The organism is Pseudomonas sp. LBUM1661, from assembly GCF_059695925.1.
In genome coordinates, this window is the sequence record NZ_CP166794.1 from 4,785,373 (window position 1) to 4,810,346 (window position 24,974).

A 24,974-nucleotide genomic window follows, 5' to 3' on the forward strand; every position below is an offset into this window, starting at 1 on the left:
GACGCGATGGACAAAGCTTAAAACTGAAGCCTTTGATGCACTAGACTGCAAAAATCAGCCTTAGCGTTCTATTTGGAGAACGATGGTGGAAGACCTCAACACCCTTTACTACTTCACCCAAGTGGTGGAACACCACGGTTTCGCCGCCGCCGGGCGGGCACTGGACATGCCCAAATCGAAGCTGAGCCGGCGCATCGCCGAGCTCGAAGAACGCCTCGGTGTGCGTCTGCTGCATCGCACCAGTCGGCATTGTTCATTGACGGAAATCGGCCAGGCCTACTACCAGCGTTGCCTGGCCATGCGTGTAGAAGCGGAAAGCGCCGCCGAACTGATCGAACGCAACCGCTCCGAACCCCAGGGCCTGGTGCGCATCAGTTGCCCGACCGCGCTGCTGAACACCTGGGTCGGGCCGATGCTGACCCGCTATATGCTCAAGTACCCGCTGGTGGAGTTGTTCATCGAGAGCACCAACCGCCGGGTCGACCTGATCCACGAAGGTTTCGACATCGCGCTGCGGGTGCGTTTTCCGCCGCTGGAAAACACCGACATGGTGATGAAGGTGCTGGGCAACAGTGTCCAGAGCCTGGTGGGCAGCCCGGCGTTTGTGTCGCGCCTGTCGACTCCGGCCGCCCCGGCCGACCTCAGCGGTTTGCCGAGCCTGCATTGGGGCGCGGCGCAGCGTGAATATCAGTGGGAACTGTTCGGGGCGGACGGCGCCAGCGCGGTGATTCGCCACGCACCGCGAATGGTCACCGACGATTTGCTGGCATTGCGTCATGCGGTCCTCGCCGGGATCGGCATCGCCCATCTGCCCAATGTGGTGGTGCGCGATGACATTGCCGCCGGACGCCTGGTTGAACTGGTGCCGGGCTGGGCGCCGAAATGCGGGATCGTCCACGCCATCTTCCCTTCGCGCCGTGGGCTGCTGCCGTCGGTGCGAACGCTGATCGACTTTCTGGGCGAAGAGTTCAGCCAAAGCGACATCGCCTAGCCGCACCACATCCTTTGTAGCAGGTCGCGTAAAGGGTGGCGGAGTTTTTATTTCGGACATAATATCGAGCGAGATTACAACCATAATATCCGCTCCCGCCCGAGGACATGATCATGCAAAGCCCATCCCGCGACGCCACACTCGCCCAATGGATCGCTCAGGAACAGGCCATGCGCGCCCGCCTTGCCGGGCCTGGCAGTTTGTCCATGGACGAGGTCAGCGCCCTGTCGCCCGCCGATTTTTTCGAAGGCATCGGCAACGGCGAACTGCCCTCGCCGCCCATTGGCACGCTGATGGATTTCATCCCCATCGAATGGTCGGCCGGGCTCTTCATCTTCCAGGGCACGCCGGACTCGCGGCATTACAACCCGCTGGGTAGCGTGCATGGCGGCTATGCCGCGACTTTGCTGGATTCGTGCATGGGCTGTGCGGTCCATACGCAGCTGAAAAAGGGTCAGGGCTATACGACGCTGGATTTGCGCATCAGCTATGTTCGCGCGTTGACCGGCGCCAGCGGACCGGTGCGGGCCGAGGGCAAAATTGTGCACTTGGGGCGCTCTACGGCGTTGGCCGAAGGGCGGATTTATGACGTGGATGGGCGGTTGTATGCGACCGGGTCGACCACCTGCATGATTCTTGAGGCTCGGGGGTAGGCTCCGAAACCGAGTCGCGGCCTTCGCGGGCAAGCCTCGCTCCTACCTTCCCTGTAGGAGCGAGGCTTGCCCGCGAAGGCGTCGGAGCAAACACCAACAATGCCACTGACACCCACCATTCATGACTTTCGGTAAACATTGCTTTGCCCCACCAGCGGTTTTTCTCACGGATGCGGGCGCGGATACTGCTGCCCATTCCCACTGCAACCCTGGAGTCATTGATGTCTATTCCCGCATTCGGTCTTGGTACGTTTCGCTTGCAAGGCCAGGTGGTCATCGATTCGGTGAGCACTGGCCTTGAACTCGGTTACCGCGCCATCGACACCGCGCAAATCTACGAAAACGAAGCTGAAGTCGGCGAAGCCATTGCCGCCAGCGGCATTGCCCGTGAAGACCTGTTCATCACCAGCAAGATCTGGGTCGCCAACTTCGCCAAGGACCGCCTGATCGACAGCCTCAAGGAAAGCCTGCAGAAATTGCAGACCGACTACCTGGACCTGACCCTGATCCACTGGCCATCCCCGGAAGATCAGGTACCGGTCGAAGCGTTCATGGGCGCCCTGCTTGAAGCCAAACAACTGGGCCTGACCCGGCAGATCGGTGTCTCCAACTTCACCATCGACCTGATGAAACAGGCGATCGCCGCCGTCGGTGCCGAGAACATCGCCACCAACCAGATCGAACTGCACCCGTACCTGCAAAACCGCAAAGTCGTCGAGTTCGCGCAGAGCCAGGGCATCCAGATCACCTCGTACATGACCCTGGCCTACGGCGAAGTGCTGAAAGATCCGGTGATCCAGAAAATCGCTGATCGCCTTCAGGCCACACCGGCCCACGTCACCCTGGCCTGGGCCATGCAACTGGGTTACGCGGTGATCCCTTCGTCCACCAAGCGCGCCAACCTCGCCAGCAACCTCAAAGCCTGCGCAATGAAGTTGAGCGAGGCCGACATGGCTTTGATCGCCGGTCTTGATCGCGGCCATCGGTTGACCAGCCCCAAAGGCATCGCACCGCAGTGGGATTAAGCGTCAGGCCTGCTTGAGACTCTGGTCCAGGCGCGTCATGGCTTGCTGCAACTGATCGACGGCATCGTCGATCAGCGCCGCGCGGCCCTCACCGCACGCGCGTTCGAGTTGCTCGCAACATTCGATCAGGCTGACCGCCCGGACCATTAGCGCGCCGCCCTTGATGCGATGCGCCAGCACTTGCAGGACCTGTTGATCGCCACTGGCATGCGCCTGGAGCAGGTGATCGCGATCACTGCGGTTGGCCACCGCCAGATCGCGCAGCAATTCATCGATCAGCGCTCGGTCCGCCCCCACGTATCGTTCCAGACCGCTCAGGTCGATCTCAGGGGTTGAAGGTTGTTCAATCGCGATGGGCGTTTCGCTGACAAACCGCGATGCCAACCAGGTGCTCAGATCCGCCAGACGTATGGGCTTGAACAGGCAGTCATCCATGCCCGCCTCCACACAGCGGAGCTTCTCCTCGGGCTGCGCATTGGCGGTAAACCCCAGGATCAGCGTCGGCGTGGCGCCCTCGAAGCGCTCTTCATCGCGGATCGCACCCGCCAATTCATAGCCACTGACCACCGGCATGTTGCAATCGGTGATGACCAGATCGAACTCATGCTCGTGCCACTGTACAAGACCCTGCTCGCCATCTTCAGCCTCGACAACACGATGCCCCAAGTAGCTCAGCTGCCGTGAGAGCAACAATCGATTGGCCGGGTAATCGTCGACCACCAGAATCGTCAATGCCCGACTGGGCACCTGCAACTCGCTATCCGGCAACTCGCTGCCGGTCAACGGTTGCAACACGATCAAGTCAAAGCTGATCTCAACCTGCGTACCCCGCCCGAGGACGCTGCCCAGCTGCAATCGACCGCCCATCATTTCGCACAGCGTGCGACTGATGACCAGCCCCAGCCCGGAGCCGCTCCGGCCTGATTGCTGACTGTTGCCGGCCTGCACGAACGGGCTGAACAGCCGCTGCTGATCAGCCTCGCTGATGCCAATGCCGCTGTCTTCAACGCGCACACTCACGGCCAGGTGTTCCGACAAGCCAGGCTCCACCCGCAGCGTCAGGCTCACCTCGCCTTCACCGGTGAACTTGATCGCGTTGCTCAACAGATTGGACAGCACCTGCTTGAAGCGCGTCGGGTCGATCAACACATCGCAGTCACTGTGCTCGTCCAGTTCGACTCGCCACTGCAAATGCTTCTGCCGAGCCAGCCCTTCGAACACCCGGCACACCGATTCGACCAGCGCCCGCAGATTGGCCCGCTCAGGCGTCAGCGATAAATGACCGGACTCGATACGCGCGATGTCCAGAATGTCGCCGATCAACGCCAGCAACTGCTGCCCGGCATTGGACGCCACCTCGATGGCGGAACGGTCGGTGACGCCCTCGTCCGCACGTTTCTGTGCCAGTTCGAGCATGCCGAGCAAGGCGTTCATCGGCGTGCGGATCTCATGGCTCATGGTCGCCAGAAACGTGGTTTTGGCCCGGTTGGCGTCGTCGGCGGCGTCCTTGGCGTCCTGCAATTGGCCCAGCAGGTGCTGGCGCAGCCGGATCTGCCGGCGCTGATAGGCGATCCAGCCCAGCGCGAGCAGAAGCAAAATTCCAGCCGCAGCGAATGCCTGGAAAATCTCCTGCCGATGACGCAGCCAATAGCTTTGCTCCACCATCCGATCATTGCGCCAATACTGGGCCATCTCATCGATTTCATCGGGTGCAAGACTGAGCAGTGCCTTGTCCAGAATCGAGTACAACTCAGGCGCGTCTCGACTGGTCGCCAGGGTGCTACGGGCGGGGTCGGTGCCGACCGTGCTGGTGATTTGCAATCGACCCCGGTATTGCCGGGAAATCATGTAGCGGGCGCCGATCAATGAATTGATGCCGCCTTGTGCCTTGCCCTGTGCGACCATTTCCATGGCCTCTGCCGTCAGCGGTGCATTGGCCAGCCTGATCTGTGGGTAATGCTGGCGAATGTACTCGCCGGCACTGTTGCCCTGGGTGACCGCCAGGGTTTTACCGGCCATTTCATCCAGGGTCGTGGGACTGTCCGGCCCTACGCGGGTCACCAGCACATTCGGGCTGGTCAGGAACGGCCGGGTGAAGCGCAGCTCGGCTTCACGCTCGATACTGGGGCTTATCCCGGCCACCAGGTCGACCTGCCCGGTCCTGATCCACTCAAACATCTCGGCCACTGATTTTGTCGGCCGAATGTCGAATTTCAATCCGGTGCGCAGGCTGATTTTCTCCAGTACATCAGCGCTGATCCCGCGAAACTTGCCTTCAGTGTCGAAGAACGAAATCGGCATCAGGTTTTCATTGATCGCCACCCTCAGGTGCGGGTGCTGATCGAGCCAGCGCTGCTCGGCCACGCTGAAGTGCAGCGGCTGTGTTCCGGCGATGGACGTACCGCTGGCGTCCCACCGACGCAGGATGTTCATTTGCTCGTTGGTCGTTACCGCCGCCAGCGCCCGGTTGACGATCCGCTGCAACTGTTGGTTGTCGCGGGCCATGGCAAAGGCGAAGCGACCGGGCTCCATGCGCGAAAAGTCGGCCAGCTGGACGTTGTTGAGGTAGTTTTTATTGATCAGGTAATGGGCGCTGATCGCATCACCCAGATAGCCATCGGCCTTTCCAAAGGCGACGGCCCCTACGGCTTCCAGCGTCGAGGGAAACAGCTGAACATCGGCCTCGGGATAAAACCGCTGCACGTTATGTTCAGGCAAATAGTGGTACAGCATCGCCAACCGTGTGTCAGCCAGGTCCGGGTCCAGCACCTGAGGTGAATCGGTACGTGTCACCAGCACCGGTTGATCGACGGCATAGGCACTGGACAGACACAGCTCCGGGTCTTCGGCCTCATAACTGTTGGCCGTTCCCAGCAGGTCCGCCATCCCTTGTTTGATCGCTTGTACCGCGTCCTTTCGCGATGGATAGCGACGAACATCGATTTCCACGTGCAGCAGTTGCTGGAGCAGACTGGCATAGTCTGCCGTCAGCCCCTCGAACGCGTTACCCGAGGTGGTGATGTCGAACGGTGGATAATCCGGAGCAGAAACAGCGAGCACCAATCGGCCCTTTTGTTGCAGCCAGCGTGCGTCGGCTTGCGACAGCCTGGCCTGGTAGCCATCAACACTGGAGCGCCCCAGCAACGTCAGGGTTTGCGGCTGCGCGTAGACGCTCGATATACCGAGACAAAGCCCCAGCAACACCAGGCCTGCCAGGCCACGCACCGCGGCGAAGGTGTTCATTCAGATCAAGCGATTGCGTAAGGCGAAATCCCTCAGGTGCACCGGTGATCTCACTTTGAGTTTTTCGATCAGGCGGGTCTTGTAGGTACTGACGGTCTTGTGGCTGAGGTTCATGGTCTCACCAATTGACTTGTTAGTGATGCCTCGGGCGAGGTATTGCAGGATGGTCAATTCGCGGTCGGAGAGCGTGTCGATCAATTGCTTTTCGCTGTGTTGCAGCGTGTTCAGCGACACTGAGCTCGAAGGCAGCTGGGCGAAATAGGTATACCCGGCCATGACCGCGTGCACAGCCTTGTGCAAATGCTCCAGGTCATTGGTTTTGGACACATAGGCGGCGGCGCCGGCACGCCTGCAGCGCTCCTGGAAAAACAACGGTTCCTGGGACGTAAAGACCAGGACTCGGCACGACACCTCACTGCTTGCGATGCGTGCCAGCACATCCAGCCCGTCGAGCGAAGGCATGACCAGATCCAGCACCATCAAATCCGGCGCATGTTGGCGAATCGCCGGCAGGACCTCGTTCCCGCAAGACGCCTGGTATATCTGCTTGAACCCCTCCTGCATGAGTACGAGTTTGACTGCGGCGCGAACCACCGGATGATCGTCCGCAATCAGCACTGACTTCATGGCAACTCCCTGTGCATAAACACGACGTTCGGGCGAACAATGCCCATGGGCCTGACCCAGGTTAGACGCAGCAGCTGCGCGAAGACTCTTGCATGGAAATCCGGGCGGATCTACCTGACAGAAATGACAGTGCCGACGAACGGTAGCCTGGGATCAACGATCGACATCAGACGCTGGATACTCGGCAAATCAGGCAACGCGCCATGGCTCACCTCGATTTTCTGTTCAACACAGATCGGCAGTCGAGCCTGTTGCCCATGGTAGATCAAGGCGTGATGAACCTGCGGGTGATCGCGCAGGAAATCGAACAGGTTCAACGCCTCGCCCCCGAGCGATGCATTGATGACCACCGCATCGAATGGCGCACTACCGTAGTCGACCAGGGTCAACAGCTCTTCGAGACTGTTGACCGGTGCTATCCGATAGTAGCCGAGGTGGTTGAACAGTCGCTCGACCTTCATTCGGTGAAAATGCTGCTCGTCGGCGATCAGGATACGTAAGGCTTTGTTCGACAACGTGGGCCCCCAGCAGGGTGTCGGATTCGTAGGGGCGCAAGGCTACGGAAGACCCACCCGGCTTGATGTAGGACATTTCCTAAAAACCCCGTTGTTTTATCCGACGGGACGTGGGATGTAGGAGCGTTCGCTTAACTACCTGTTTATTGCCAGCCAAACCGCCGAATGTAAAACCCCTTCACCGCCTGGGTCAGTGCCATGTACGCCAGCAGAATCACCGGCAGGAATACGAAGTACAGCGACGGCAGCGCCTGCAATTTGAAGTAGTGCGCCAGCGGCCCCATCGGCAGGAAAATCCCCACGGCCATGATGAGTCCGGTCATCACCATCAGCGGCATCGCCGCGCGGCTTTGCAGGAACGGGATCTTCGGTGTGCGGATCATGTGCACGATCAGCGTCTGGGTCAGCAGGCCGACCACGAACCACCCGGACTGAAACAGGGTCTGGTGGTCCGGGGTGTTGGCGTCGAACACGTACCACATCAAGGCAAACGTGGTGATGTCAAAGATCGAACTGATCGGCCCGAAAAACAGCATGAAACGCCCGACATCCGCTGGCTGCCAGCGCTGGGGTTGCTTGAGCATTTCTTCGTCGACGTTATCGAACGGGATGGCGATCTGCGAAATGTCGTAGAGCAGGTTTTGCACCAGCAGGTGCATCGGCAGCATCGGCAGGAAGGGGATAAACGCGCTGGCCACCAGCACCGAGAACACGTTGCCGAAGTTCGAACTGGCGGTCATTTTGATGTACTTGAGCATGTTGGCAAAGGTCCGTCGCCCTTCCAGCACGCCCTCCTCCAGCACCATCAGGCTTTTTTCCAGGAGGATGATGTCCGCCGCTTCCTTGGCGATGTCCACCGCGCTGTCCACCGAAATGCCGATGTCGGCGGTGCGCAGGGCCGGCGCGTCGTTGATGCCGTCGCCCATAAAGCCGACCACATGGCCGTTGGCTTTAAGCAGGCGGACGATGCGTTCCTTGTGCGACGGGGTCAGTTTGGCAAAGACATTGGTGGTCTCCACGGCCACCGCCAGTTGCGCGTCACTCATGCGCTCGATGTCGTTGCCCATCAGCAGGCCTTGTTGGTCCAGGCCGACTTCGCGGCAGATCTTCGCGGTCACCAGTTCGTTGTCGCCGGTCAGCACTTTTACCGCCACGCCGTGCGCGGCCAATGCCTTGAGGGCCGGCGCGGTGCTTTCTTTCGGTGGATCGAGGAACGCCACGTAACCAATCAGCGTCAGTGCCTGTTCATCCGCCAGGCTGTAAGTCTCGCGCCCCTCGATCATCGGCCGCGCGGCCACGGCAACCACCCGCAGGCCTTCGGCGTTGAAGGTGGCGGTGACCTCGCGAATACGCGCCAGCAGTTCATCGGTCAGCACTTCATCGACAACGCCGTGGCGCACTCGTGTGCACACCGCCAGCACTTCCTCCACCGCGCCTTTGCAGATCAACAGGTGCGACTGATCGCGCTCGGCCACCACCACGGACATGCGTCGACGGGTGAAGTCGAACGGAATTTCGTCGACCTTGCGAAACGCCGTGCCGACTTTCAGTTCGCGGTGGATTTCCACGTGTTCGAGCACGGCGACGTCCAGCAGGTTTTTCAGGCCGGTCTGGTAGTAGCTGTTGAGGTAGGCCATTTCCAGCACGTCGTCGGAGTCGTTGCCCCAGACGTCGACGTTGCGTGCCAGGAAAATCTTGTCCTGGGTCAGGGTCCCGGTCTTGTCGGTGCACAGCACGTCCATGGCGCCGAAGTTCTGGATCGCATCGAGACGTTTGACGATGACTTTTTTGCGCGACAGGAATACCGCGCCCTTGGCCAGGGTCGAGGTGACGATCATCGGCAGCATTTCCGGGGTCAGGCCCACGGCAATCGACAGCGCGAACAGCAGCGCTTCGGTCCAGTCGCCCTTGGTGAAACCATTGATGAACAGCACCAGCGGCGCCATCACGAACATGAAGCGGATCAACAACCAGCTGACTTTATTGACCCCGGTCTGGAACGAGGTGGGCGCCCGATCGGTGGCACCGACCCGCTGGGCCAGGGCACCGAAATAGGTGCTGTTGCCGGTGGTGAGAATCACCGCCAGCGCCGTGCCGGACACCACGTTGGTGCCCATGAACAGAATGTTGTCGAGGTCCAGCGGGTTGCGGGTGTTGTTGTCTTGCTGGCGGGGGAATTTTTCCACCGGCATCGATTCGCCGGTCATGGCGGCCTGGCTGACGAACAGGTCCTTGGCGCTGAGCACCCGGCAATCGGCGGGGATCATGTCGCCGGCCGAGAGCACGATCAGGTCGCCCGGTACCAGTTGCTTGATCGGCAGTTCGATACGCTGCGCGTCCCGACGCATCACCGTGGCGGTGTTGCTGACCATGGCCTTGAGCGCGTCAGCGGCCTGGTTGGATTTGGTTTCCTGCCAGAAGCGCAACAAGGTCGAGAGCACCACCATCGACAAAATCACGAGGGCGGCTTTCATGTCTTCGGTCAGCCAGGAGATAACTGCGAGCAACGTCAGCAGCAGGTTGAACGGGTTTTTGTAGCAGTGCCACAGGTGGGTCCACCACGGCAGCGGCTGTTCGTGCTCGACTTCGTTGAGGCCGAATTGCACGCGCAAGGCATCGGCTTCGAGCTCGCTCAAGCCGTCGGTGTGGCTGCCGAGAGTGTCCAGCAGTGGGCCGGTGTCGCTGTTGGCGGCGCTCACCAATGTTTGCGCCAGGGTGGGCGGCACTTCACGGCTGACCGTGGTGTCGGTGAAGTTTTCCAGCAACGCCAGGCGACGGAAGTGTCGGGCGATGTGGCGGGTGCGCAGGAATCCGGCGAAGAATTCCTTGAGCAGGGTCAGGTTCATGGCAGTTCCCCCAGGGTCAGCCGGGAAACCGTCGAGCAGGCGTGTCGGTGCGCCGCGATGCCGACCAAAAAAGTCGAACATCACGCACGGTTCAGCGTCGATGAGAGGGACGTCGGGACGCGGACCAGGACTGGCCGCGATCGGGATGCCGCTGCTCGCTATTCGGCGAGACAACGGCATAAAAAGCAGCGCGTTATCTTGCCGGGAAGGTGCCGGTTATTGAAACCGGCCGACGACTGTCACTCGAACAAGTACCCACTGTGGGTCTCCGCTATTGATTGATTTCTGGAGAATAAACGAAGAAACGGCAGGTGACGGGGGAATCGCGGGGTTCTTCAGGGAGGGTTCAGGATTCTGGATTTGTGGTGCTGATGAGGGCCCCATCGCGAGCAAGCTCGCTCCCACAATAGATCTTCAGTGAACACAGATATTGTGTAAGACAAAGATCAAAGGTGGGAGCGAGCCTGCTCGCGATAGCGGCCTCACAGCCACAAAAAATCTCAGCTCGCTGTGGCCAACAACAAATCCATCACCGAACGCCCATGCCCCCGCGCCTTGCCATGCTCATGCAACGAACCGGCAATCTCATCGGCACGAATCGGCAGGATCGACAGCAACGTATCGCTCAAACCATGACTCGCCTGGCAGAAGCCCTGCATATAGATGCCGGCCTTGCAGCGCTCATCGGTGATCAGCTTGTAGTTGCGATCCACCTCGAAATCGCCCAGGTACTGCTCCAGCGGCGCCAGCAGTTTGCGGTGCATCTGACGCTCGTAACCGGTGGCGAGCACCACGGCGTCGTACTGACGAACCGTGACTTCACCGGTGGCGTTATTGCGCACCGCCAGTTCGATGCCACGCTCGGTGGCGGTGGCTTTTTCGATCGTGGTCAGGGTGCGAAACGCGTGGCGTGCAATGCCCGAGACTTTCTGGCGGTAGAAGATCCCGTAGATGCGTTCGATCAGGTCGATGTCCACCACCGAATAGTTGGTGTTGTGGTACTCGTTGACCAGACGCTCGCGCTCGCTGCTCGCCTGCTGGAACACCAGGTCGGTGAACTCCGGCGAGAACACTTCGTTGACGAACGGGCTGTCGTCCGCCGGCTTCAGCGCCGAACCGCGCAGGATCATGTCGACCTGCACCGACGGGAAGCTGTCGTTCAAGTCGATGAACGCTTCCGCCGCACTCTGCCCGCCGCCGATGATCGCGATGCTCATCGGTTGATTGTTCACGCACGGCTGCTTGGCCATCTGCGCCAGGTACTGGGAGTGGTGGAAGACCCGGCTGTCACCCTTCAGCGCCTTGAACGCTTCGGGAATGCGCGGCGTGCCGCCGGCACTCACCACTACCGAGCGGGTGGTGCGTACGTGCTGCTGACCGTGGCTATCACGGGAGATCACCCGCAGCGCTTCGACCTGCTGGTTATGCAGCACCGGCTCGATGGTCAACACCTCTTCGCCATAACGACTCTGCGCTTCAAATTGCCCGGCGACCCAACGCAGGTAGTCGTTGTACTCCATGCGGCACGGATAGAAGGTGCCGAGGTTGATGAAGTCCACCAGACGACCGTGATGCTTGAGGTAATTGACGAACGAGTAAGGGCTGGTCGGGTTGCGCAGGGTCACCAGGTCCTTGAGGAAAGAGATCTGCAACTCACTCTGGGTCACCAGGGTGTTGCCATGCCAACGGTAGTCGGCCTGCTTGTCGAGAAACAGTACATCCAGTTCGCCCTGGCTCGGCCCGCGCTCTTGCAGGGCGATGGCCAGCGCCAGGTTCGAAGGGCCGAAACCGACCCCGATCAGGTCGTGAACGAAGGGCGATGCAATTGCCTGTGTCATTTCCAGTGTCCTCTGGATGAACCCCCGAGCAACGGGGCGTAAGCCTAAGTGACCTGACCGGCCTTGAGCAGGACAGCAGATCGTCTGTTGCTATGGAACGAGGACAATGAAACAAAATTTAATACTGTTTTTTACGAAGCAGAACCGGTCAATGCGCATCCCATTGCCGCACTCGCACCCGGCAATGCTTCATCGCATTGACGATGTGCTTCTCCACCAAGGCCTTGGAAATTCCCAGGTGTTCGGCGATTTCCGGGTGCGACAGGCCATCGATCTTGCGCAGCAGGAAACTCTCGCGGCACAGCTTTGGCAGTTCCGCCAAGGCACGCTGGAGCATTTCCAGGCGCTGGCCGTGATCGAGGCTGTGATGCGGCGAGGGGGTGAAGTAGCGCTCTTCGTTGTCGAGCACTTCCAACGATTCGACCTGACGCAGGGCATTGCGCCGATGGTCGTCGATCACCAGGTTGAGCGCGGTGCGATAAAGGAAGGCCCGGGGTTGCTCGATCGGCGTGTCGCTGGAACGCTCTAGTACCCGCAAATAAGCGTCATGCACCACATCTTCGGCCACCTGACGGTTGCCCAGCTTGGCGTTCAAAAAACACACCAGCTCGCGATAGTAGTTTTCCAACATGACTCCCGGCCGCACGGGTGCGGTTTCCATCCTTGAGCCACCTGATCAACCGCCGACATAGGCAGTGGCACGATAGTGGCAGTTCGAGTTGCGTAATTTATAGTAATTCTCATATAGATTTAAAGAGTTGCTTTGACTTACCCGATAAATAGTCAAAAACCTGTGGGAGCGGGCTTGCTCGCGAAGGCGGCGTGTCAGTCAAATACACCGTTGAATGTAAGGCCCTATTCGCGAGCAAGCCCGCTCCCACAGTTAGATTGTGTCGGGGCCTAAATCCCCCACTGCTTTCTTCGTTTACAGGACAGCTCCCCGTCCCTGCCGACTCCCTGGCAGTGTTCAACTGTTTTGAACGACGGGCCGATATTCATTGGCCGGAAACCTGCATGAAACGTCCCCGACAGACCCGACGCGCCCTGCTTGTAGCACTTTGCCTGATCCCCGTTATCGCCGTCGCCGCCTGGCAGATCATCCCGCCCGGTCGCGAGCAGTTCGCCACCGTGCAGGTCACCCGCGCCGACATCGAAAGCAGCGTCACCGCGCTGGGCACTCTGCAACCGCGACGCTATGTCGACGTCGGTGCCCAGGCGTCCGGGCAAATCCACAAGATCCACGTGGAAGTCGGTGATGGGGTCAAGGAAGGCCAGTTGCTGGTGGAAATCGATCCGTCGACGCAGCAGGCTAAACTCGACGCTGGGCGTTTCTCCATCGAAAACCTCAAGGCGCAGCTCCAGGAGCAACGGGCGCAACACGACCTCGCCAAGCAGAAATACCAGCGCCAACAGAACCTTAAGGCCGGTGGCGCCACCCGCGAAGAAGATGTGCAGACCGCCGAGGCCGAACTGCGTGCGACTCAGGCGCGCATCGACATGTTCCAGGCGCAGATCCGCCAGGCCCAGGCCAGCCTGCGCAGCGATCAGGCCGAACTGGGCTACACGCGGATTTACGCGCCGATGTCCGGCACCGTGGTCGCCCTCGACGCCCGTGAAGGCCAGACCCTCAACGCCCAGCAGCAAACGCCGTTGATTCTGCGCATCGCCAAATTGTCGCCCATGACCGTTTGGGCCGAGGTTTCAGAAGCGGACATCGGCCACGTCAAACCCGGCATGACCGCTTGGTTCACCACCCTCAGCGGCGGCAACCGGCGCTGGAACAGCACCGTGCGGCAAATTCTGCCGGTGCCGCCCAAGCCACTCGACCAGACCAGCCAGGGCGGCGGCAGCCCGGCCAGTTCGAACAAAAGCGGCAGCGCTCGCGTGGTGCTTTACACCGTGCTGCTCGACGTCGATAACGCCGACAACGCGCTGATGGCGGAAATGACCACGCAAGTCTTCTTCGTCGCCGATCAAGCGAAAAACGTCCTCACCGCGCCGATCGCCGCGCTGCAAACCGGCACTCAAGCAGACCAGCAGACCGCGCAGGTGGTCGCCAAAAACGGCCGCATCGAGCAACGCGACGTCCGCACCGGGATCAGCGATCGCTTGCGCGTGCAGATCCTCGAGGGCTTGCAGGAAGGCGATCACTTGCTGATCGGCCCGGCCGACGGGAGTGGCGGCTGAATGCTGACGCCCCTGATCGACCTGCAGGACATCCGCAAAGCCTACGGCGGTGGCGACGCCCCTGAAGTTCACGTGTTGCGCGGCATCGACCTGTCGATTCATGCCGGCGAATTCGTGGCGATTGTCGGCGCGTCCGGCTCCGGCAAGTCGACGCTGATGAATATCCTCGGCTGCCTCGACCGCCCGACGTCGGGCGAATACCGCTTCGCCGGAGAAAACGTCGCCGCCCTCGACAGCGACGAACTGGCCTGGCTGCGCCGCGAAGCCTTTGGTTTTGTGTTCCAGGGCTATCACCTGATCCCGTCCGGCTCGGCCCAGGAAAACGTCGAGATGCCTGCGATTTACGCAGGCTTGCCAGCAGCCGAACGCCACGCCCGCGCCGCCGCTCTGCTCGACCGCCTCGGGCTGGCCTCGCGCACCGGCAACCGCCCGCATCAACTCTCCGGCGGCCAGCAACAACGGGTATCGATCGCCCGTGCCTTGATGAACGGCGGCCACATCATTCTCGCCGATGAACCCACCGGCGCCCTCGACAGCCACAGCGGCGCCGAGGTCATGACCCTGCTCGACGAACTGGCGAGCCAGGGCCACGTGGTGATCCTCATCACCCACGACCGCGAAGTCGCGGCCCGGGCCAAACGCATCATCGAGATTCGCGACGGGCTGATCATCAGCGACAGCGCCCGAGACAACCCCGACGTACAAACCTCAGCCAATCCCGGCGCGCTGCAAGCGGTGGATCTGCGCAAACGCCTGATCGAAGGCGCCGAAGCCACCGGCGCCTGGAAAGGCGAACTGGTCGATGCCGTGCAAGCGGCCTGGCGGGTGATGTGGATCAACAAATTCCGTACTGCCCTGACACTGCTCGGGATCATCATCGGTGTTGCGTCGGTGGTGGTGATGCTGGCCGTCGGTGAAGGCAGCAAGCGCCAGGTCATGGCGCAGATGGGCGCGTTCGGTTCCAACATCATTTACCTCGGCGGCTCGTCACCGAACCCGCGCACGCCGCTGGGCATCGTCACCCTGGATGACGTCGCGGCGGTAGCGAGCCTGCCGCAAGTGACGCGGATCATGCCGGTCAATGGCCAGGAGGCCGGGGTGCGTTTCGGCAACCTCGACCACTTGAGCTATGTCGGCGGCAATGACACCAACTTCCCGGCCATCTTTAATTGGCCCGTGGTGGAAGGCAGCTATTTCACCCAGGATGATGAACGCAACGCGGCGGCGGTCGCGGTGATCGGCCACAAGGTGCGGACCAAGTTGCTCAAGGACGTCGCCAACCCGATCGGCCAATACATCCTCATCGAAAACGTGCCGTTCCAGGTGGTCGGCGTGCTCGCGGAAAAAGGCGCCAGCTCCGGTGATTCCGACAGCGACGATCGCATCGCCATCCCCTATTCCGCTGCCAGCGTGCGGCTGTTCGGCACGCACAATCCCGAATACGTGGCCATCGCCGCCGCTGATGCACGCAAGGTCAAGGAGACCGAAAAAGCCATCGAGCAGCTGATGCTGCGCCTGCACAACGGCAAAAAGGATTTCGAACTGACCAACAACGCCGCGATGATCCAGGCCGAGGCACGTACGCAAAATACCCTGTCGCTGATGCTCGGCTCGATTGCCGCGATTTCGCTGCTGGTCGGCGGCATCGGCGTGATGAACATCATGCTCATGACCGTGCGCGAACGCACCCGCGAGATCGGTATTCGCATGGCCACCGGTGCCCGCCAACGGGACATCCTCCGGCAGTTCCTCACCGAAGCGGTGATGCTCTCGGTGGTCGGCGGGCTTGCCGGGATTGCCCTGGCATTGATCGTCGGTGGCGTGCTGATTCTCAGCGAAGTCGCCGTCGCGTTCTCCTTGATGGCGGTGCTCGGCGCCTTCGGTTGCGCACTGGTCACCGGTGTTGTCTTCGGCTTCATGCCGGCCCGCAAAGCTGCCCGACTCGACCCGGTCACGGCCCTTACCAGTGAATGATCTCTTGATGAAGCCGCAACTGAGTTTGCTGACCCTTTGCCTGTTGCTCGGCGCCTGCGGCAGTCCCGCCCAGCGCCCGGACAGCGGCATTCAACCGCCCTCTTCCTGGCAATCGCCGCACACCGAGCGCGCCACCCGCAGCAACCTGCAATGGTGGACGCACTTCGGCAGCCCGCAGCTTGATCAATTGATCGAACAGGCCCGGGTCGGCAGTTTTGACCTGGCCGCCGCCATCGCCCGGGTCCGCCAGGCGCAGGCCGACACGGTGATTGCCGGCGGTTCGCAGCTGCCGGAGGTGACCGCCGCTTTAAATGCCAACCGCCAAAAACTGCTGCGCGGCAACGGTTACAGCCAACTCGATGCTGACAGCAGCAACAAGGCTGTGGATTACTTCGACGCCAACCTCAGCGCCCGTTACGAAATCGATTTCTGGGGCGGCCAGCGCGCCTCCCGTGACAGTGCGCAATTCGGCTTGCAGGCCAGCGAGTTCGATCAGGCCACGGTGGAGTTGACGTTACTCAGCGGCGTCGCCAACACCTATGCGCAAACCCTGGCGCTGCAGGAACAAAGTCGCATTGCCGGGCTGAATCTGGCCAATGCGCAGAACGTTCTGAAACTGGTGCAGACCCGTTTCGACTCGGGCTCGGCGACGGCGCTGGAACTGGCCCAGCAGAAAAGCCTGGTGGCCGCGCAACAACGGCAATTGCCGCTGGTGCAGCAACAGGCACAGGACGCGTTGATCAGCCTCGCCGCCCTGCTCGGTCGACCCGTTCAGGAACTGCGCTTGGGTGGCGAGCGCTTTGAGCAGCTGTCGTGGCCAACCATCGCCGCCGGTGTGCCCAGCGAATTGCTCAGCCGCCGCCCGGACATCGCTCGTGCCGAAGCGCAACTGGCGGCCGCTAAAGCCGACGTCACCGTCGCTCGCGCAGCCATGTTGCCGACCGTGACCTTGACCGCCGACATCGGCTCCGGCGCCGATCGCGCCGGTGACATCCTGCGCAGTCCCTTTTACAACCTCACCGCCGGATTGCTCGCGCCGGTGTTCAACAATGGACGCTTGGGCGCTGAACGCGACAAAGCCACGGCGCGTCAGGAAGAACTGCTGGAAGCCTACCGTGGGGCAATCATCAACGGTTTCGCCGACGTCGAAAAAGCCCTCAACAGCATTCGCAGGCTCGATGAACAGCGTCAGTGGCAAGGTGAAGAACTGAACCAGGCACAGACCGCATTCAACATTGCGCAAAGCCGCTATCAGGCCGGGGCCGAGGATTTGCTCACGGTGCTGGAAACCCAGCGTACGCTGTATGCGGCGCAGGATTTGAATGTGCAGCTGCGCTTGTCGCGGTTGCAGGCGAGTATTGCGCTGTACAAGGCGCTGGGCGGCGGGTGGCAGGCGATGTAATGGGTGGTGTCTGTTCGGCCGTCTTCGCGGGCAAGCCCGCTCCCACAAGGTGTTGTGTTTGCCGCATGATTCGGGCACGACACAAAACCTGTGGGAGCGGGCTTGCCCGCGATTGAACGATTACGCGTTCATCAAGCCTGGCTTTGCCTGGCCTTCAAATGCCGCGCATACCAAGGCCGCTGCGGCACCTTGCGGAACAGATCCGCGAGCTTCTTCTCGTCCTCGCCAAAGGTGATCCGCAACGCCAGCTTCATGGTTTCCGGGTCCATCTCCAGCGACTTGCCGGCCTGCAATCCCGGCGTGGTGGCGCAACCATGAGTACTCGGGCCGAGCCACGGATCGTCGATCTCAACCCAACGCCCCGGCGCGAACCACGCCACACCATTGACCTCCAGCCGACTGACCTCCCCCGGATGAAAGCGCTCATGCGCGCGGAACCAGTCTTCCAGACGATCATCGATCCAGCCATGAAAGTGCCAGAACACTGGGTTCACATGGGAGGAAAACGGGTCGCCAAGAAAATCGTTTTCCGGCGCAAACCAGCGCGCGGAAAAGTCCGCCGGATCCCGGGCGAAGGGCACCGGATGCCCGTTCGACGGATCGCGCGGCACCGACGCCCAGCGCATGTGCAGCCAGTCGTGCAGGCCCAGTTCGACCTCTGAACCGAACTGCCCCAAGGTCAGCTTCGACAGATAACGCGGATCGCGGTACTGCGATTCCCAGACCTGGAAATTACTGTGGTAGGTCTCGGCGGTCTTGATGTCGCTGACCCATTGCGAGTACTCGGCATCGTCGTCGGCCAGCCAGGTCGGCGGCAGTGCCGTACCGTCGTGGTTGTCGAAATAACGCGCAAACCCGACACGATCCCGCGCCAATTCCGGCTGTGGTAACGGAAAATGCGGCCACGACGGCAAGTCCTGCATCGAACGCGCCTTGCCGAGCATGTGCCGGTGCATAAAGAAAAAATCCACCCCCGAACCGTTGCGGTCCTTGCGTGCGCCCCGGGCATCACGCTCCTTGTCCCTGGGGCCGGGCTGCCAGCCGATACCGCGCAGGGCGCCGCGCTTGTCTTCGGACAAGGTGTGCCATTTGTCCCGGGAAGCATGCCAGAGCTGGTGAAACAGCCGATGCTCCGGAGACACCAGCCAGCCCAGCAGCGTCGGATTGAGACCGGTGCGCTCGCGAGCTTCAGGGAACACGCGTTTGACGGCAATGAAGCGATTGTCCTGCGCGGTCAACATAAGCGGGCGATCCAGGTTCAACACCCGACCGCTGAGCGTGCCGCTGCCAGCGTTGCCGAAACCGGCCCAGACTTCGTCCAGCGCCATGCTGAATTCGTAATCGGCCGTTCCGTTGACGCTGAGCAACCGCCAGCTCAATTGCGCCGGTTTGGCCCCGGCCAGGTCGCCGAGCACCCGGTAACGCGGCGCTTCGGTCGAACGCAAACGCTCGGCGGTGTCAAGAAACCCGCACACGCCGCGTCCTTTGTGGCCGATGTCGAGAAATACCTCCAACCCGTCCAGCGGCAGGCCTTCGATGCCGGCATCACGCCCTTCGAAGCGAATCTGCCAGACACCGCGCAAGGTGTTCGCCAAGTGCTGGCCGGCCACATCCGCGACATCGAACGACGCTTCGCCGGGGGTGATCGTCGGATCCGCTTTCGTCCATTGGCGATGCCCATAAAAAGCCGCAGGCACGGCGGCGCCGGTCAGCGCCAGGCCTGCCATGAACCATCGTCGAGAAATCGTCATTGCCCTACCTGTGTCAGCCATGAAGCAGGCTTTATCCAAGCTAGAACGTTCACCCCCTTCAAAAATTTAACAGCATCGCCAGCAGGCTGGCTCCCACAGTGGACTTCCGATGTTCGCAAAATCCCTGTGGGAGCGAGCCTGCTCGCGATGAGGCCATCAGCCCCACCCTAAATTTCCAACGGGATCACTCGTCCATCCCAGATAGCAAAGCCCCCCACACCGGGGCAACGAACCTGACTGAGATGAACATGACAAAACCACGTTCGAAAAAGGCGCTTTACCTCGGCCTGCCGCTGGCGCTGGCGATCAGCGCCGGTGCAGGCTTTGCGGCTTGGGGCTACTGGTTCAAGGACAACCCAGGCTACCCGGTCAAGGTGATGAAACAGGCCGATGAACTGCACGAGCGCATGCTCTCCTTCGACAGCCACGTCACCGTCCCCCTGGACTTCGGCACCGCCGGCAATGAAGCGGACAAAGACGGCCCCGGCCAGTTCGACCTGGTCAAGAGCGGGCGCGGACGCCTCTCCGGCGCAGCCCTGACCATCTTCGGCTGGCCGGAAATCTGGAACGGCGCCAACGCCCCGCATCGCCCCACCGCCGGCTTCGTCGACGAGGCACGGTTCGAGCAGGAAACCCGCTACAAAATCATCAGCACCCTGGTGCGCGACTTCCCCAATCAGGTCGCCATCGCCTACACCCCCGACGATTTCCGTCGCCTGCACGGCGAAGGCAAGTTCGCGATCTTCATGAGCATGCTCAACGCCTACCCGCTGGGCAACGACCTGAACGCCCTGGACAAGTGGGCCGCCCGGGGCATGCGCATGTTCGGCTTCAGTTACGTGGGCAACAACGCCTGGGCCGATTCGTCGCGCCCGCTGCCGTTCTTCAATGATTCACGAGACGCCCTCGGCGGCCTGTCAGAGATCGGCAAGCAAGCCGTGCATCGCCTCAACGACCTCGGCGTGATCATCGATGTGTCGCAAATGTCGACCAAGGCCCTGGAGCAAGTCGCTCAACTGAGCCGCACCCCGATGGTCGCGTCGCACTCGGCCCCGCGTGGGCTGGTGGACATCCCGCGCAACCTCAGCGACCAGGAAATGCAACTGATCAAGAACAGTGGCGGCGTGGTGCAGATTGTCGGTTTCCCGACGTACATCCGCCCATTGAGCCAGGCCACCCAGGACAAACTCAACGCCCTGCGTGCGCGCTTTGACCTGCAACCGCTGCAAGGCCTGGAAATGGCGCTGATGCCGGGGGACCCGATCATCACCGTCTGGTCCGAACAGCGTTTCGGCGAATACGCCAGCCAGCTCTACGCCATCGTCGACGAAGAACCGAAGGCCACGCTCAAGGACTACGGCGACGCCATCGACTATGCGGTGAAGAAGATCGGCATCGACCACGTCGGCATCAGCTCCGACTTCAACGATGGCGGCGGCCTTGATGGCTGGAAGGACGTCAGCGAGGCGCGCAACGTGACCGCCGAGCTGATCAGCCGTGGCTACAGTGAAGCCGATATCGCCAAGCTCTGGGGCGGCAATTTCCTGCGGGTCTGGGACCAGGTGCAGCAGTCGTCCAAGCCTGTGGCGAAAAACTGATCCCCACTTTTTGCAAAAGCGAATCGAGCCCATGACCAACCGTCGTTCATTCCTCAAGCAGGCCGGCATTCTCGCCGCCGGCCTGCCCCTGAGCAGCGCTGTGAATCTGCCGGCGCTGGCCGCCACTGCACCCGCACAGCCGAGGGACAAGTGGGCGCAACTGCGCCAGCTGTTCAATCAGGACCCGGACTACCTGCACTTCGCCAATTTCCTGGTGACCTCGCACCCGAAACCCGTGCGGGACGCAATCGAAATGCACCGCGCCAACCTCGACCGCAATCCCGGCCGGGCCATGGACTGGGACCTGGGGGAAACCGAAAAACGCGAGCAGGCCGTACGCATCTGGGCCGGTCGTTACCTCAAGGCCACACCTGAGCAGATCGCCCTCACCGGCAGCACCACCGAAGGTTTATCGTTGATCTACGGCGGCATTCATGTGCGCCCCGACCAGGAAATCCTCACCAGCGAACACGAGCACTACGCGACCCACTACGCGCTGGATTACCGCCAGCAAAAGGACGGGGTGAAGATTCGCAAGCTGAAACTGTTCGAGAACAGTCGCGATATTTCAGTGGATGAGGTACTCGGCTCGATCGCCAAAGGCATTCGCCCGAACACCCGCGTGCTCGGCATGACCTGGGTGCAATCCGGCAGCGGTGTGAAGCTGCCGATCGGCGAAATCGGCAAACTGGTGGACGAACACAATCGCAACCGCGAGGACAAGGATCGCATTCTTTATGTGGTCGACGGCGTGCATGGTTTCGGCGTCGAGGACCTCGACTTCCCCGACATGCACTGTGATTTCTTCATTGCCGGCACCCACAAATGGATGTTCGGCCCGCGCGGCACCGGGATCATCTGCGCGCGGTCGGCCGAGTTGAAGGACGTGACGCCGACCATTCCGACCTTCTCCGAAGCGACCTCGTTCTCGACCATCATGACCCCGGGCGGCTATCACAGCTTCGAACATCGCTGGGCCCTGGACGAAGCCTTCAAGCTGCACCTGGAACTGGGCAAAGCCGAGGTGCAGGCGCGCATCCATGCTCTCAACACCTACGCGAAAAATCGCCTGCTGGAACAGCCGCAAATCGAACGGGTCACGCCAATGAGCCCGGACCTGTCGGCCGGTTTCACCTTCTTCCGGATCAAGGACCGCGACTGCGAAAAAGTCGCCGCCCAGTTGATGGCGAACCGCGTGGTCTGCGACTCGGTGGAGCGCGACGTCGGCCCGGTGATTCGCATCGCCCCCGGCCTGCTCAACACCGAGAACGATATCGACCGCTTCATGGCCCTGCTACACAAAACCACCTGACGCCATGACGCAGAACCCTGTGGGAGCGAGCCTGCTCGCGATAGCGGTGGATCAGTCACCCTCAGTGTTGAATGTGATGGCCCAATCGCGAGCAGGCTCGCTCCCACATTGGACCTGGCCTGACACCCGTTTTTTTTATCGAGATGACTCATGAACCGAGATCAATTGGCCTTGCCGCTCAAGGCCCTCGCCCTGACCGCCCTCATGGCCGGCCTGCTGCCGACCGCCGCGCAGGCCGCCACTCCCCCGCCAGCGGGCAACGTGTTCAAGGACTGCCGCGACTGCCCGGAAATGATCGTGCTACCCGCCGGCACCTTCACCATGGGCACGCCAGACGATGAAGTCGGCCGCGAACCCGACGAAGGCCCGATGCACGAAGTGACCTTCGCCAAGCCGTTCGCCATGAGCCGCTTCCAGGTCACCGCCGGTGAATGGGACAGCTACGTGCGCGAGAGCGGCGTGACCATCGCCAACGGTGACACCCGGCCTGGCCGCGAGTGCGTTGCGAGCAAGCCGCGTTATCCGCAGAGCCCGCGCCAGCCTGCGGTGTGCATGAACTTCGACGACGTCAAACACTACGTCGCCTGGTTGTCGAAAAAGACCGGGCAGACGTACAAAATGGTCAGCGAGGCGCAACGCGAGTACGCCGCACGCGGCGGCAGCAAAGGTCCGTTCCCTTTCCCGTTCGATGAAGGCAAGGAATACAGCATCGCCAGGCACGCCAACACCTACGGCCCGGCGGACGGTTACAGCTTCAGCTCGCCGGTGGGCAGCTTCCCGCCGAACGCCTTCGGTATGTACGACATGCACGGCAACGTCTACGAGTGGGTCGAAGACTGCGAACACCCGGACTACGTCGGCGCGCCCACCGATGGCAGCGCCTGGGTCGAGCCCCACTGCGAAGCCGTGCGCATTCGCGGCAATGACTGGGGTGAAGCTCCGGTGTTCTCCCGCTCCGGCAACCGCAACAGCCAGTACCCGCAAGAGCGTGGGGACTGGATGGGTTTCCGTATCGTGCGGGAGCTTTAAGCCTGGCAGAAACACCGTGTGATCGTTCTTCGCGAGCAAGCCCGCGCCCACATTCGACCGCATTCCCCTTGAAGAAACACGGTCGAATGTGGGAGCGGGCTTGCTCGCGAAGGCGGACCATCAACCAATATCGCCATCAACAGGCACGCCGCTATCGGGTTGCCGCCAGTCGGCGACCTTCTAAATTAAGCCCCCGACCAGACGTTCTACTGGGTATCTGCCTTTACGACCCAAGGAACTGTCTTCCATGACCCAGCCAACCCGTGGCGCCATCGGCGAATTGTTCGCCCTGTTGAAACCCTTTCGGCTCATCGTCGCCGCGTCGATCTTCCTGGGCATGGTCGGCGGCCTGAGCGTCACGGTGTTGCTGGCGACCATCAACAACGCCCTGCATTCGGAAACCGGCCTGACCCAGGGGGTCGTCGCGCTGTTCGCCGGCCTGTGCCTGCTGGCCCTGGCCAGCTCGATCTGCTCGGACATCGGCACCAACTATGTCGGCCAGCACATCATCGCCAAGCTGCGTAAGCAGCTGGGCGAAAAAGTCCTGTCAGCCCCCATCGAACAGATCGAGCGCTACCGCAGCCATCGCCTGATTCCGGTGCTGACCCACGACGTCGACACCATCAGCGACTTCGCCTTCGCCTTCGCGCCCCTGGCGATTTCCGTCACCGTGACCCTCGGTTGCATGGGCTACCTGGCGATTCTGTCGTGGCCGATGTTCCTGATCATGGTCGCGGCGATCCTGATTGGCACCGCGATCCAGGCCTACGCCCAAAGTAAAGGCGTGCAAGGTTTCATGGCCGCCCGTGACGCCGAAGACGAACTGCAAAAGCACTACAACGCGATTGCCGAAGGTGCCAAGGAATTGCGCATCCACCGGCCACGCCGCCAGCGCATGTTCGTCTCGGGCATCAAGGCCACTGCCGAGTTCATCTGCAACACCCAAGTGCGCTCGATCAACACCTTCGTCATCGCCAAGACCTTCGGCTCGATGCTGTTCTTCGTGGTGATCGGCCTGGCGCTGGCGTTGCAAACCTACTGGCCGAGCGCCGACAAAACCGTGATGAGCGGCTTCGTGTTGGTGCTGCTGTACATGAAAGGCCCGCTGGAACATTTGATCAGCACCCTGCCGATCGTCAGCCGCGCGCAAATTGCCTTCCGCCGGATCGCCGAACTGTCCGAGCAGTTTTCGACGCCGGAACCTCATCTGCTGCTCAGCGATCAAGGCAACGTCAAGCAAGCTGTACACGAGCTGAAACTGGCTGATGTGCGCTTCAGCTTCCCGGCGGCCGAAGGTGCCGCACCGTTCCAGCTCGGGCCAGTGAACCTGACGATCAAGCAAGGCGACATCACCTTTATTGTCGGTGAGAACGGTTGCGGCAAGACCACGCTGATCAAACTGCTGCTGGGCCTATATACGCCGCAGCAGGGTGCAATCCACGTCAACGGCGAAGTGATCGACGCTGCCAACCGCGATGACTATCGCCAGTTGTTCACCACCATTTTCGCCGACTACTACCTGTTCGATGACGTGGTCCAGGGCGATACGCACATCCCCGAGGACGCCAATAAATACCTGCAACGGCTGGAGATCGCACACAAGGTCAGCGTCAAGGACGGCAGCTTCACCACCACAGACCTCTCCACGGGCCAGCGCAAACGCCTGGCGTTGGTCAATGCCTGGCTGGAGGAACGTCCGGTGCTGGTGTTCGATGAATGGGCCGCCGATCAGGACCCGACCTTCCGCCGCATTTTCTACACCGAGCTGCTGCCGGACCTGAAGCGCCTGGGCAAGACCATCATCGTGATCTCCCACGATGACCGTTACTTCGACGTCGCGGACCAACTGGTGCGCATGGAAAGCGGACGGGTCATCACCGAGCTCGCCCCTGCCTGAAACACCGCCCTGTAGGAGCCAGGCTTGCCGGCGAAGGCGATCTTGAGTACGCCTTCGCCGGCAAGTCGGATCGCCGCACCGCTGGC

At 61.3% G+C, this 24,974-nt stretch carries 17 protein-coding genes; 10 read left to right on the forward strand and 7 right to left on the reverse strand.

Features of this window, described 5'->3' with window-relative positions; translation table 11 throughout:
- Window positions 1-82: 82 nt before the first annotated feature.
- The 3 genes from ACA057_RS21995 (at window position 83) to dkgB (ending at window position 2,669) form a co-directional block, all read left to right on the forward strand.
- Window positions 83-991, forward strand: a complete 909-nt coding sequence (locus ACA057_RS21995) for a LysR substrate-binding domain-containing protein (protein WP_497342285.1) — start codon at window positions 83-85, stop codon at window positions 989-991.
- A 113-nt stretch (window positions 992-1,104) separates the two neighbouring features.
- On the forward strand, window positions 1,105-1,644 hold the full coding sequence (locus ACA057_RS22000) for a PaaI family thioesterase (protein ID WP_497342287.1): 540 nt from the start codon (window positions 1,105-1,107) through the stop codon (window positions 1,642-1,644).
- A 221-nt stretch (window positions 1,645-1,865) separates the two neighbouring features.
- Complete coding sequence (dkgB, locus tag ACA057_RS22005; protein WP_497342289.1) at window positions 1,866-2,669, forward strand: 2,5-didehydrogluconate reductase DkgB; 804 nt, start codon at window positions 1,866-1,868, stop codon at window positions 2,667-2,669.
- A gap of 3 nt (window positions 2,670-2,672) precedes the next feature.
- Here the strand turns inward: dkgB and ACA057_RS22010 are convergent, their stop codons facing one another.
- The 6 genes from ACA057_RS22010 to ACA057_RS22035 all read right to left on the reverse strand — a co-directional run bounded on the left by ACA057_RS22010 (window position 2,673) and on the right by ACA057_RS22035 (window position 12,369).
- Window positions 2,673-5,912 (reverse strand): transporter substrate-binding domain-containing protein, encoded by a 3,240-nt coding sequence (locus tag ACA057_RS22010; protein WP_497342291.1) that lies wholly within the window; start codon window positions 5,910-5,912, stop codon window positions 2,673-2,675.
- On the reverse strand, window positions 5,913-6,539 hold the full coding sequence (locus ACA057_RS22015; RefSeq protein ID WP_497342293.1) for a response regulator: 627 nt from the start codon (window positions 6,537-6,539) through the stop codon (window positions 5,913-5,915). It lies immediately after the preceding gene.
- A gap of 110 nt (window positions 6,540-6,649) precedes the next feature.
- On the reverse strand, window positions 6,650-7,054 hold the full coding sequence (locus ACA057_RS22020; RefSeq protein WP_497342295.1) for a response regulator: 405 nt from the start codon (window positions 7,052-7,054) through the stop codon (window positions 6,650-6,652).
- 143 nt (window positions 7,055-7,197) lie between these two features.
- Window positions 7,198-9,900: a magnesium-translocating P-type ATPase gene (gene mgtA, locus ACA057_RS22025; RefSeq protein ID WP_497349986.1), complete on the reverse strand. Its 2,703-nt coding sequence runs from the start codon at window positions 9,898-9,900 to the stop codon at window positions 7,198-7,200.
- Between the two features lie 500 nt (window positions 9,901-10,400).
- Window positions 10,401-11,738, reverse strand: coding sequence for a lysine N(6)-hydroxylase/L-ornithine N(5)-oxygenase family protein (locus ACA057_RS22030; protein ID WP_497342297.1), 1,338 nt, complete (start codon window positions 11,736-11,738; stop codon window positions 10,401-10,403).
- Window positions 11,739-11,886: 148 nt separating this feature from the next.
- Window positions 11,887-12,369, reverse strand: a complete 483-nt coding sequence (locus tag ACA057_RS22035; protein ID WP_497349988.1) for a sigma-70 family RNA polymerase sigma factor — start codon at window positions 12,367-12,369, stop codon at window positions 11,887-11,889.
- A gap of 383 nt (window positions 12,370-12,752) precedes the next feature.
- On the opposite strand from ACA057_RS22035, the gene ACA057_RS22040 reads away from it, so the two are divergent.
- Genes ACA057_RS22040 through ACA057_RS22050 form a run of 3 tightly spaced genes read left to right on the forward strand, consistent with a single transcriptional unit; the run spans window position 12,753 to window position 17,301 of the window.
- Window positions 12,753-13,925: an efflux RND transporter periplasmic adaptor subunit gene (locus ACA057_RS22040; protein WP_497342299.1), complete on the forward strand. Its 1,173-nt coding sequence runs from the start codon at window positions 12,753-12,755 to the stop codon at window positions 13,923-13,925.
- On the forward strand, window positions 13,926-15,899 hold the full coding sequence (locus ACA057_RS22045) for a MacB family efflux pump subunit (RefSeq protein ID WP_497342301.1): 1,974 nt from the start codon (window positions 13,926-13,928) through the stop codon (window positions 15,897-15,899).
- 7 nt (window positions 15,900-15,906) lie between these two features.
- A complete protein-coding gene (locus ACA057_RS22050) occupies window positions 15,907-17,301 on the forward strand; it encodes an efflux transporter outer membrane subunit (RefSeq protein ID WP_497342303.1) in 1,395 nt (464 codons plus the stop codon).
- A gap of 131 nt (window positions 17,302-17,432) precedes the next feature.
- Here the strand turns inward: ACA057_RS22050 and pvdP are convergent, their stop codons facing one another.
- Window positions 17,433-19,052 (reverse strand): pyoverdine maturation tyrosinase PvdP, encoded by a 1,620-nt coding sequence (pvdP, locus tag ACA057_RS22055; protein ID WP_497342305.1) that lies wholly within the window; start codon window positions 19,050-19,052, stop codon window positions 17,433-17,435.
- 248 nt (window positions 19,053-19,300) lie between these two features.
- On the opposite strand from pvdP, the gene pvdM reads away from it, so the two are divergent.
- From pvdM to ACA057_RS22075, 4 genes are all read left to right on the forward strand, one after another.
- On the forward strand, window positions 19,301-20,650 hold the full coding sequence (gene pvdM, locus ACA057_RS22060) for a pyoverdine-tailoring dipeptidase-like protein PvdM (RefSeq protein ID WP_497342307.1): 1,350 nt from the start codon (window positions 19,301-19,303) through the stop codon (window positions 20,648-20,650).
- Between the two features lie 31 nt (window positions 20,651-20,681).
- Window positions 20,682-21,962 carry a pyoverdine-tailoring periplasmic protein PvdN gene (gene pvdN, locus ACA057_RS22065; RefSeq protein ID WP_497342309.1) on the forward strand — a complete coding sequence of 427 codons (1,281 nt, stop codon included), beginning with the start codon at window positions 20,682-20,684 and terminating at the stop codon, window positions 21,960-21,962.
- A gap of 150 nt (window positions 21,963-22,112) precedes the next feature.
- Window positions 22,113-22,991 carry a dihydropyoverdine dehydrogenase gene (gene pvdO, locus ACA057_RS22070; protein WP_497342311.1) on the forward strand — a complete coding sequence of 293 codons (879 nt, stop codon included), beginning with the start codon at window positions 22,113-22,115 and terminating at the stop codon, window positions 22,989-22,991.
- Between the two features lie 247 nt (window positions 22,992-23,238).
- Window positions 23,239-24,888, forward strand: a complete 1,650-nt coding sequence (locus tag ACA057_RS22075; protein WP_497342313.1) for a cyclic peptide export ABC transporter — start codon at window positions 23,239-23,241, stop codon at window positions 24,886-24,888.
- Window positions 24,889-24,974 lie beyond the last annotated feature (86 nt).

Excerpts from the sequence above, each read along its gene's own strand:
- ACA057_RS21995 (WP_497342285.1), top strand. The coding sequence starts at position 83 with ATGGTGGAAGACCTCAACACCCTTTACTACTTCACCCAAGTGGTGGAA.
- ACA057_RS22000 (WP_497342287.1), top strand. The coding sequence starts at position 1,105 with ATGCAAAGCCCATCCCGCGACGCCACACTCGCCCAATGGATCGCTCAG.
- dkgB (WP_497342289.1), top strand. The coding sequence starts at position 1,866 with ATGTCTATTCCCGCATTCGGTCTTGGTACGTTTCGCTTGCAAGGCCAG.
- ACA057_RS22010 (WP_497342291.1), bottom strand. The coding sequence starts at position 5,912 with ATGAACACCTTCGCCGCGGTGCGTGGCCTGGCAGGCCTGGTGTTGCTG.
- ACA057_RS22015 (WP_497342293.1), bottom strand. The coding sequence starts at position 6,539 with ATGAAGTCAGTGCTGATTGCGGACGATCATCCGGTGGTTCGCGCCGCA.
- mgtA (WP_497349986.1), bottom strand. The coding sequence starts at position 9,900 with ATGAACCTGACCCTGCTCAAGGAATTCTTCGCCGGATTCCTGCGCACC.
- ACA057_RS22030 (WP_497342297.1), bottom strand. The coding sequence starts at position 11,738 with ATGACACAGGCAATTGCATCGCCCTTCGTTCACGACCTGATCGGGGTC.
- ACA057_RS22035 (WP_497349988.1), bottom strand. The coding sequence starts at position 12,369 with ATGTTGGAAAACTACTATCGCGAGCTGGTGTGTTTTTTGAACGCCAAG.
- ACA057_RS22040 (WP_497342299.1), top strand. The coding sequence starts at position 12,753 with ATGAAACGTCCCCGACAGACCCGACGCGCCCTGCTTGTAGCACTTTGC.
- ACA057_RS22045 (WP_497342301.1), top strand. The coding sequence starts at position 13,926 with ATGCTGACGCCCCTGATCGACCTGCAGGACATCCGCAAAGCCTACGGC.
- ACA057_RS22050 (WP_497342303.1), top strand. The coding sequence starts at position 15,907 with ATGAAGCCGCAACTGAGTTTGCTGACCCTTTGCCTGTTGCTCGGCGCC.
- pvdP (WP_497342305.1), bottom strand. The coding sequence starts at position 19,052 with ATGACGATTTCTCGACGATGGTTCATGGCAGGCCTGGCGCTGACCGGC.
- pvdM (WP_497342307.1), top strand. The coding sequence starts at position 19,301 with ATGACAAAACCACGTTCGAAAAAGGCGCTTTACCTCGGCCTGCCGCTG.
- pvdN (WP_497342309.1), top strand. The coding sequence starts at position 20,682 with ATGACCAACCGTCGTTCATTCCTCAAGCAGGCCGGCATTCTCGCCGCC.
- pvdO (WP_497342311.1), top strand. The coding sequence starts at position 22,113 with ATGAACCGAGATCAATTGGCCTTGCCGCTCAAGGCCCTCGCCCTGACC.
- ACA057_RS22075 (WP_497342313.1), top strand. The coding sequence starts at position 23,239 with ATGACCCAGCCAACCCGTGGCGCCATCGGCGAATTGTTCGCCCTGTTG.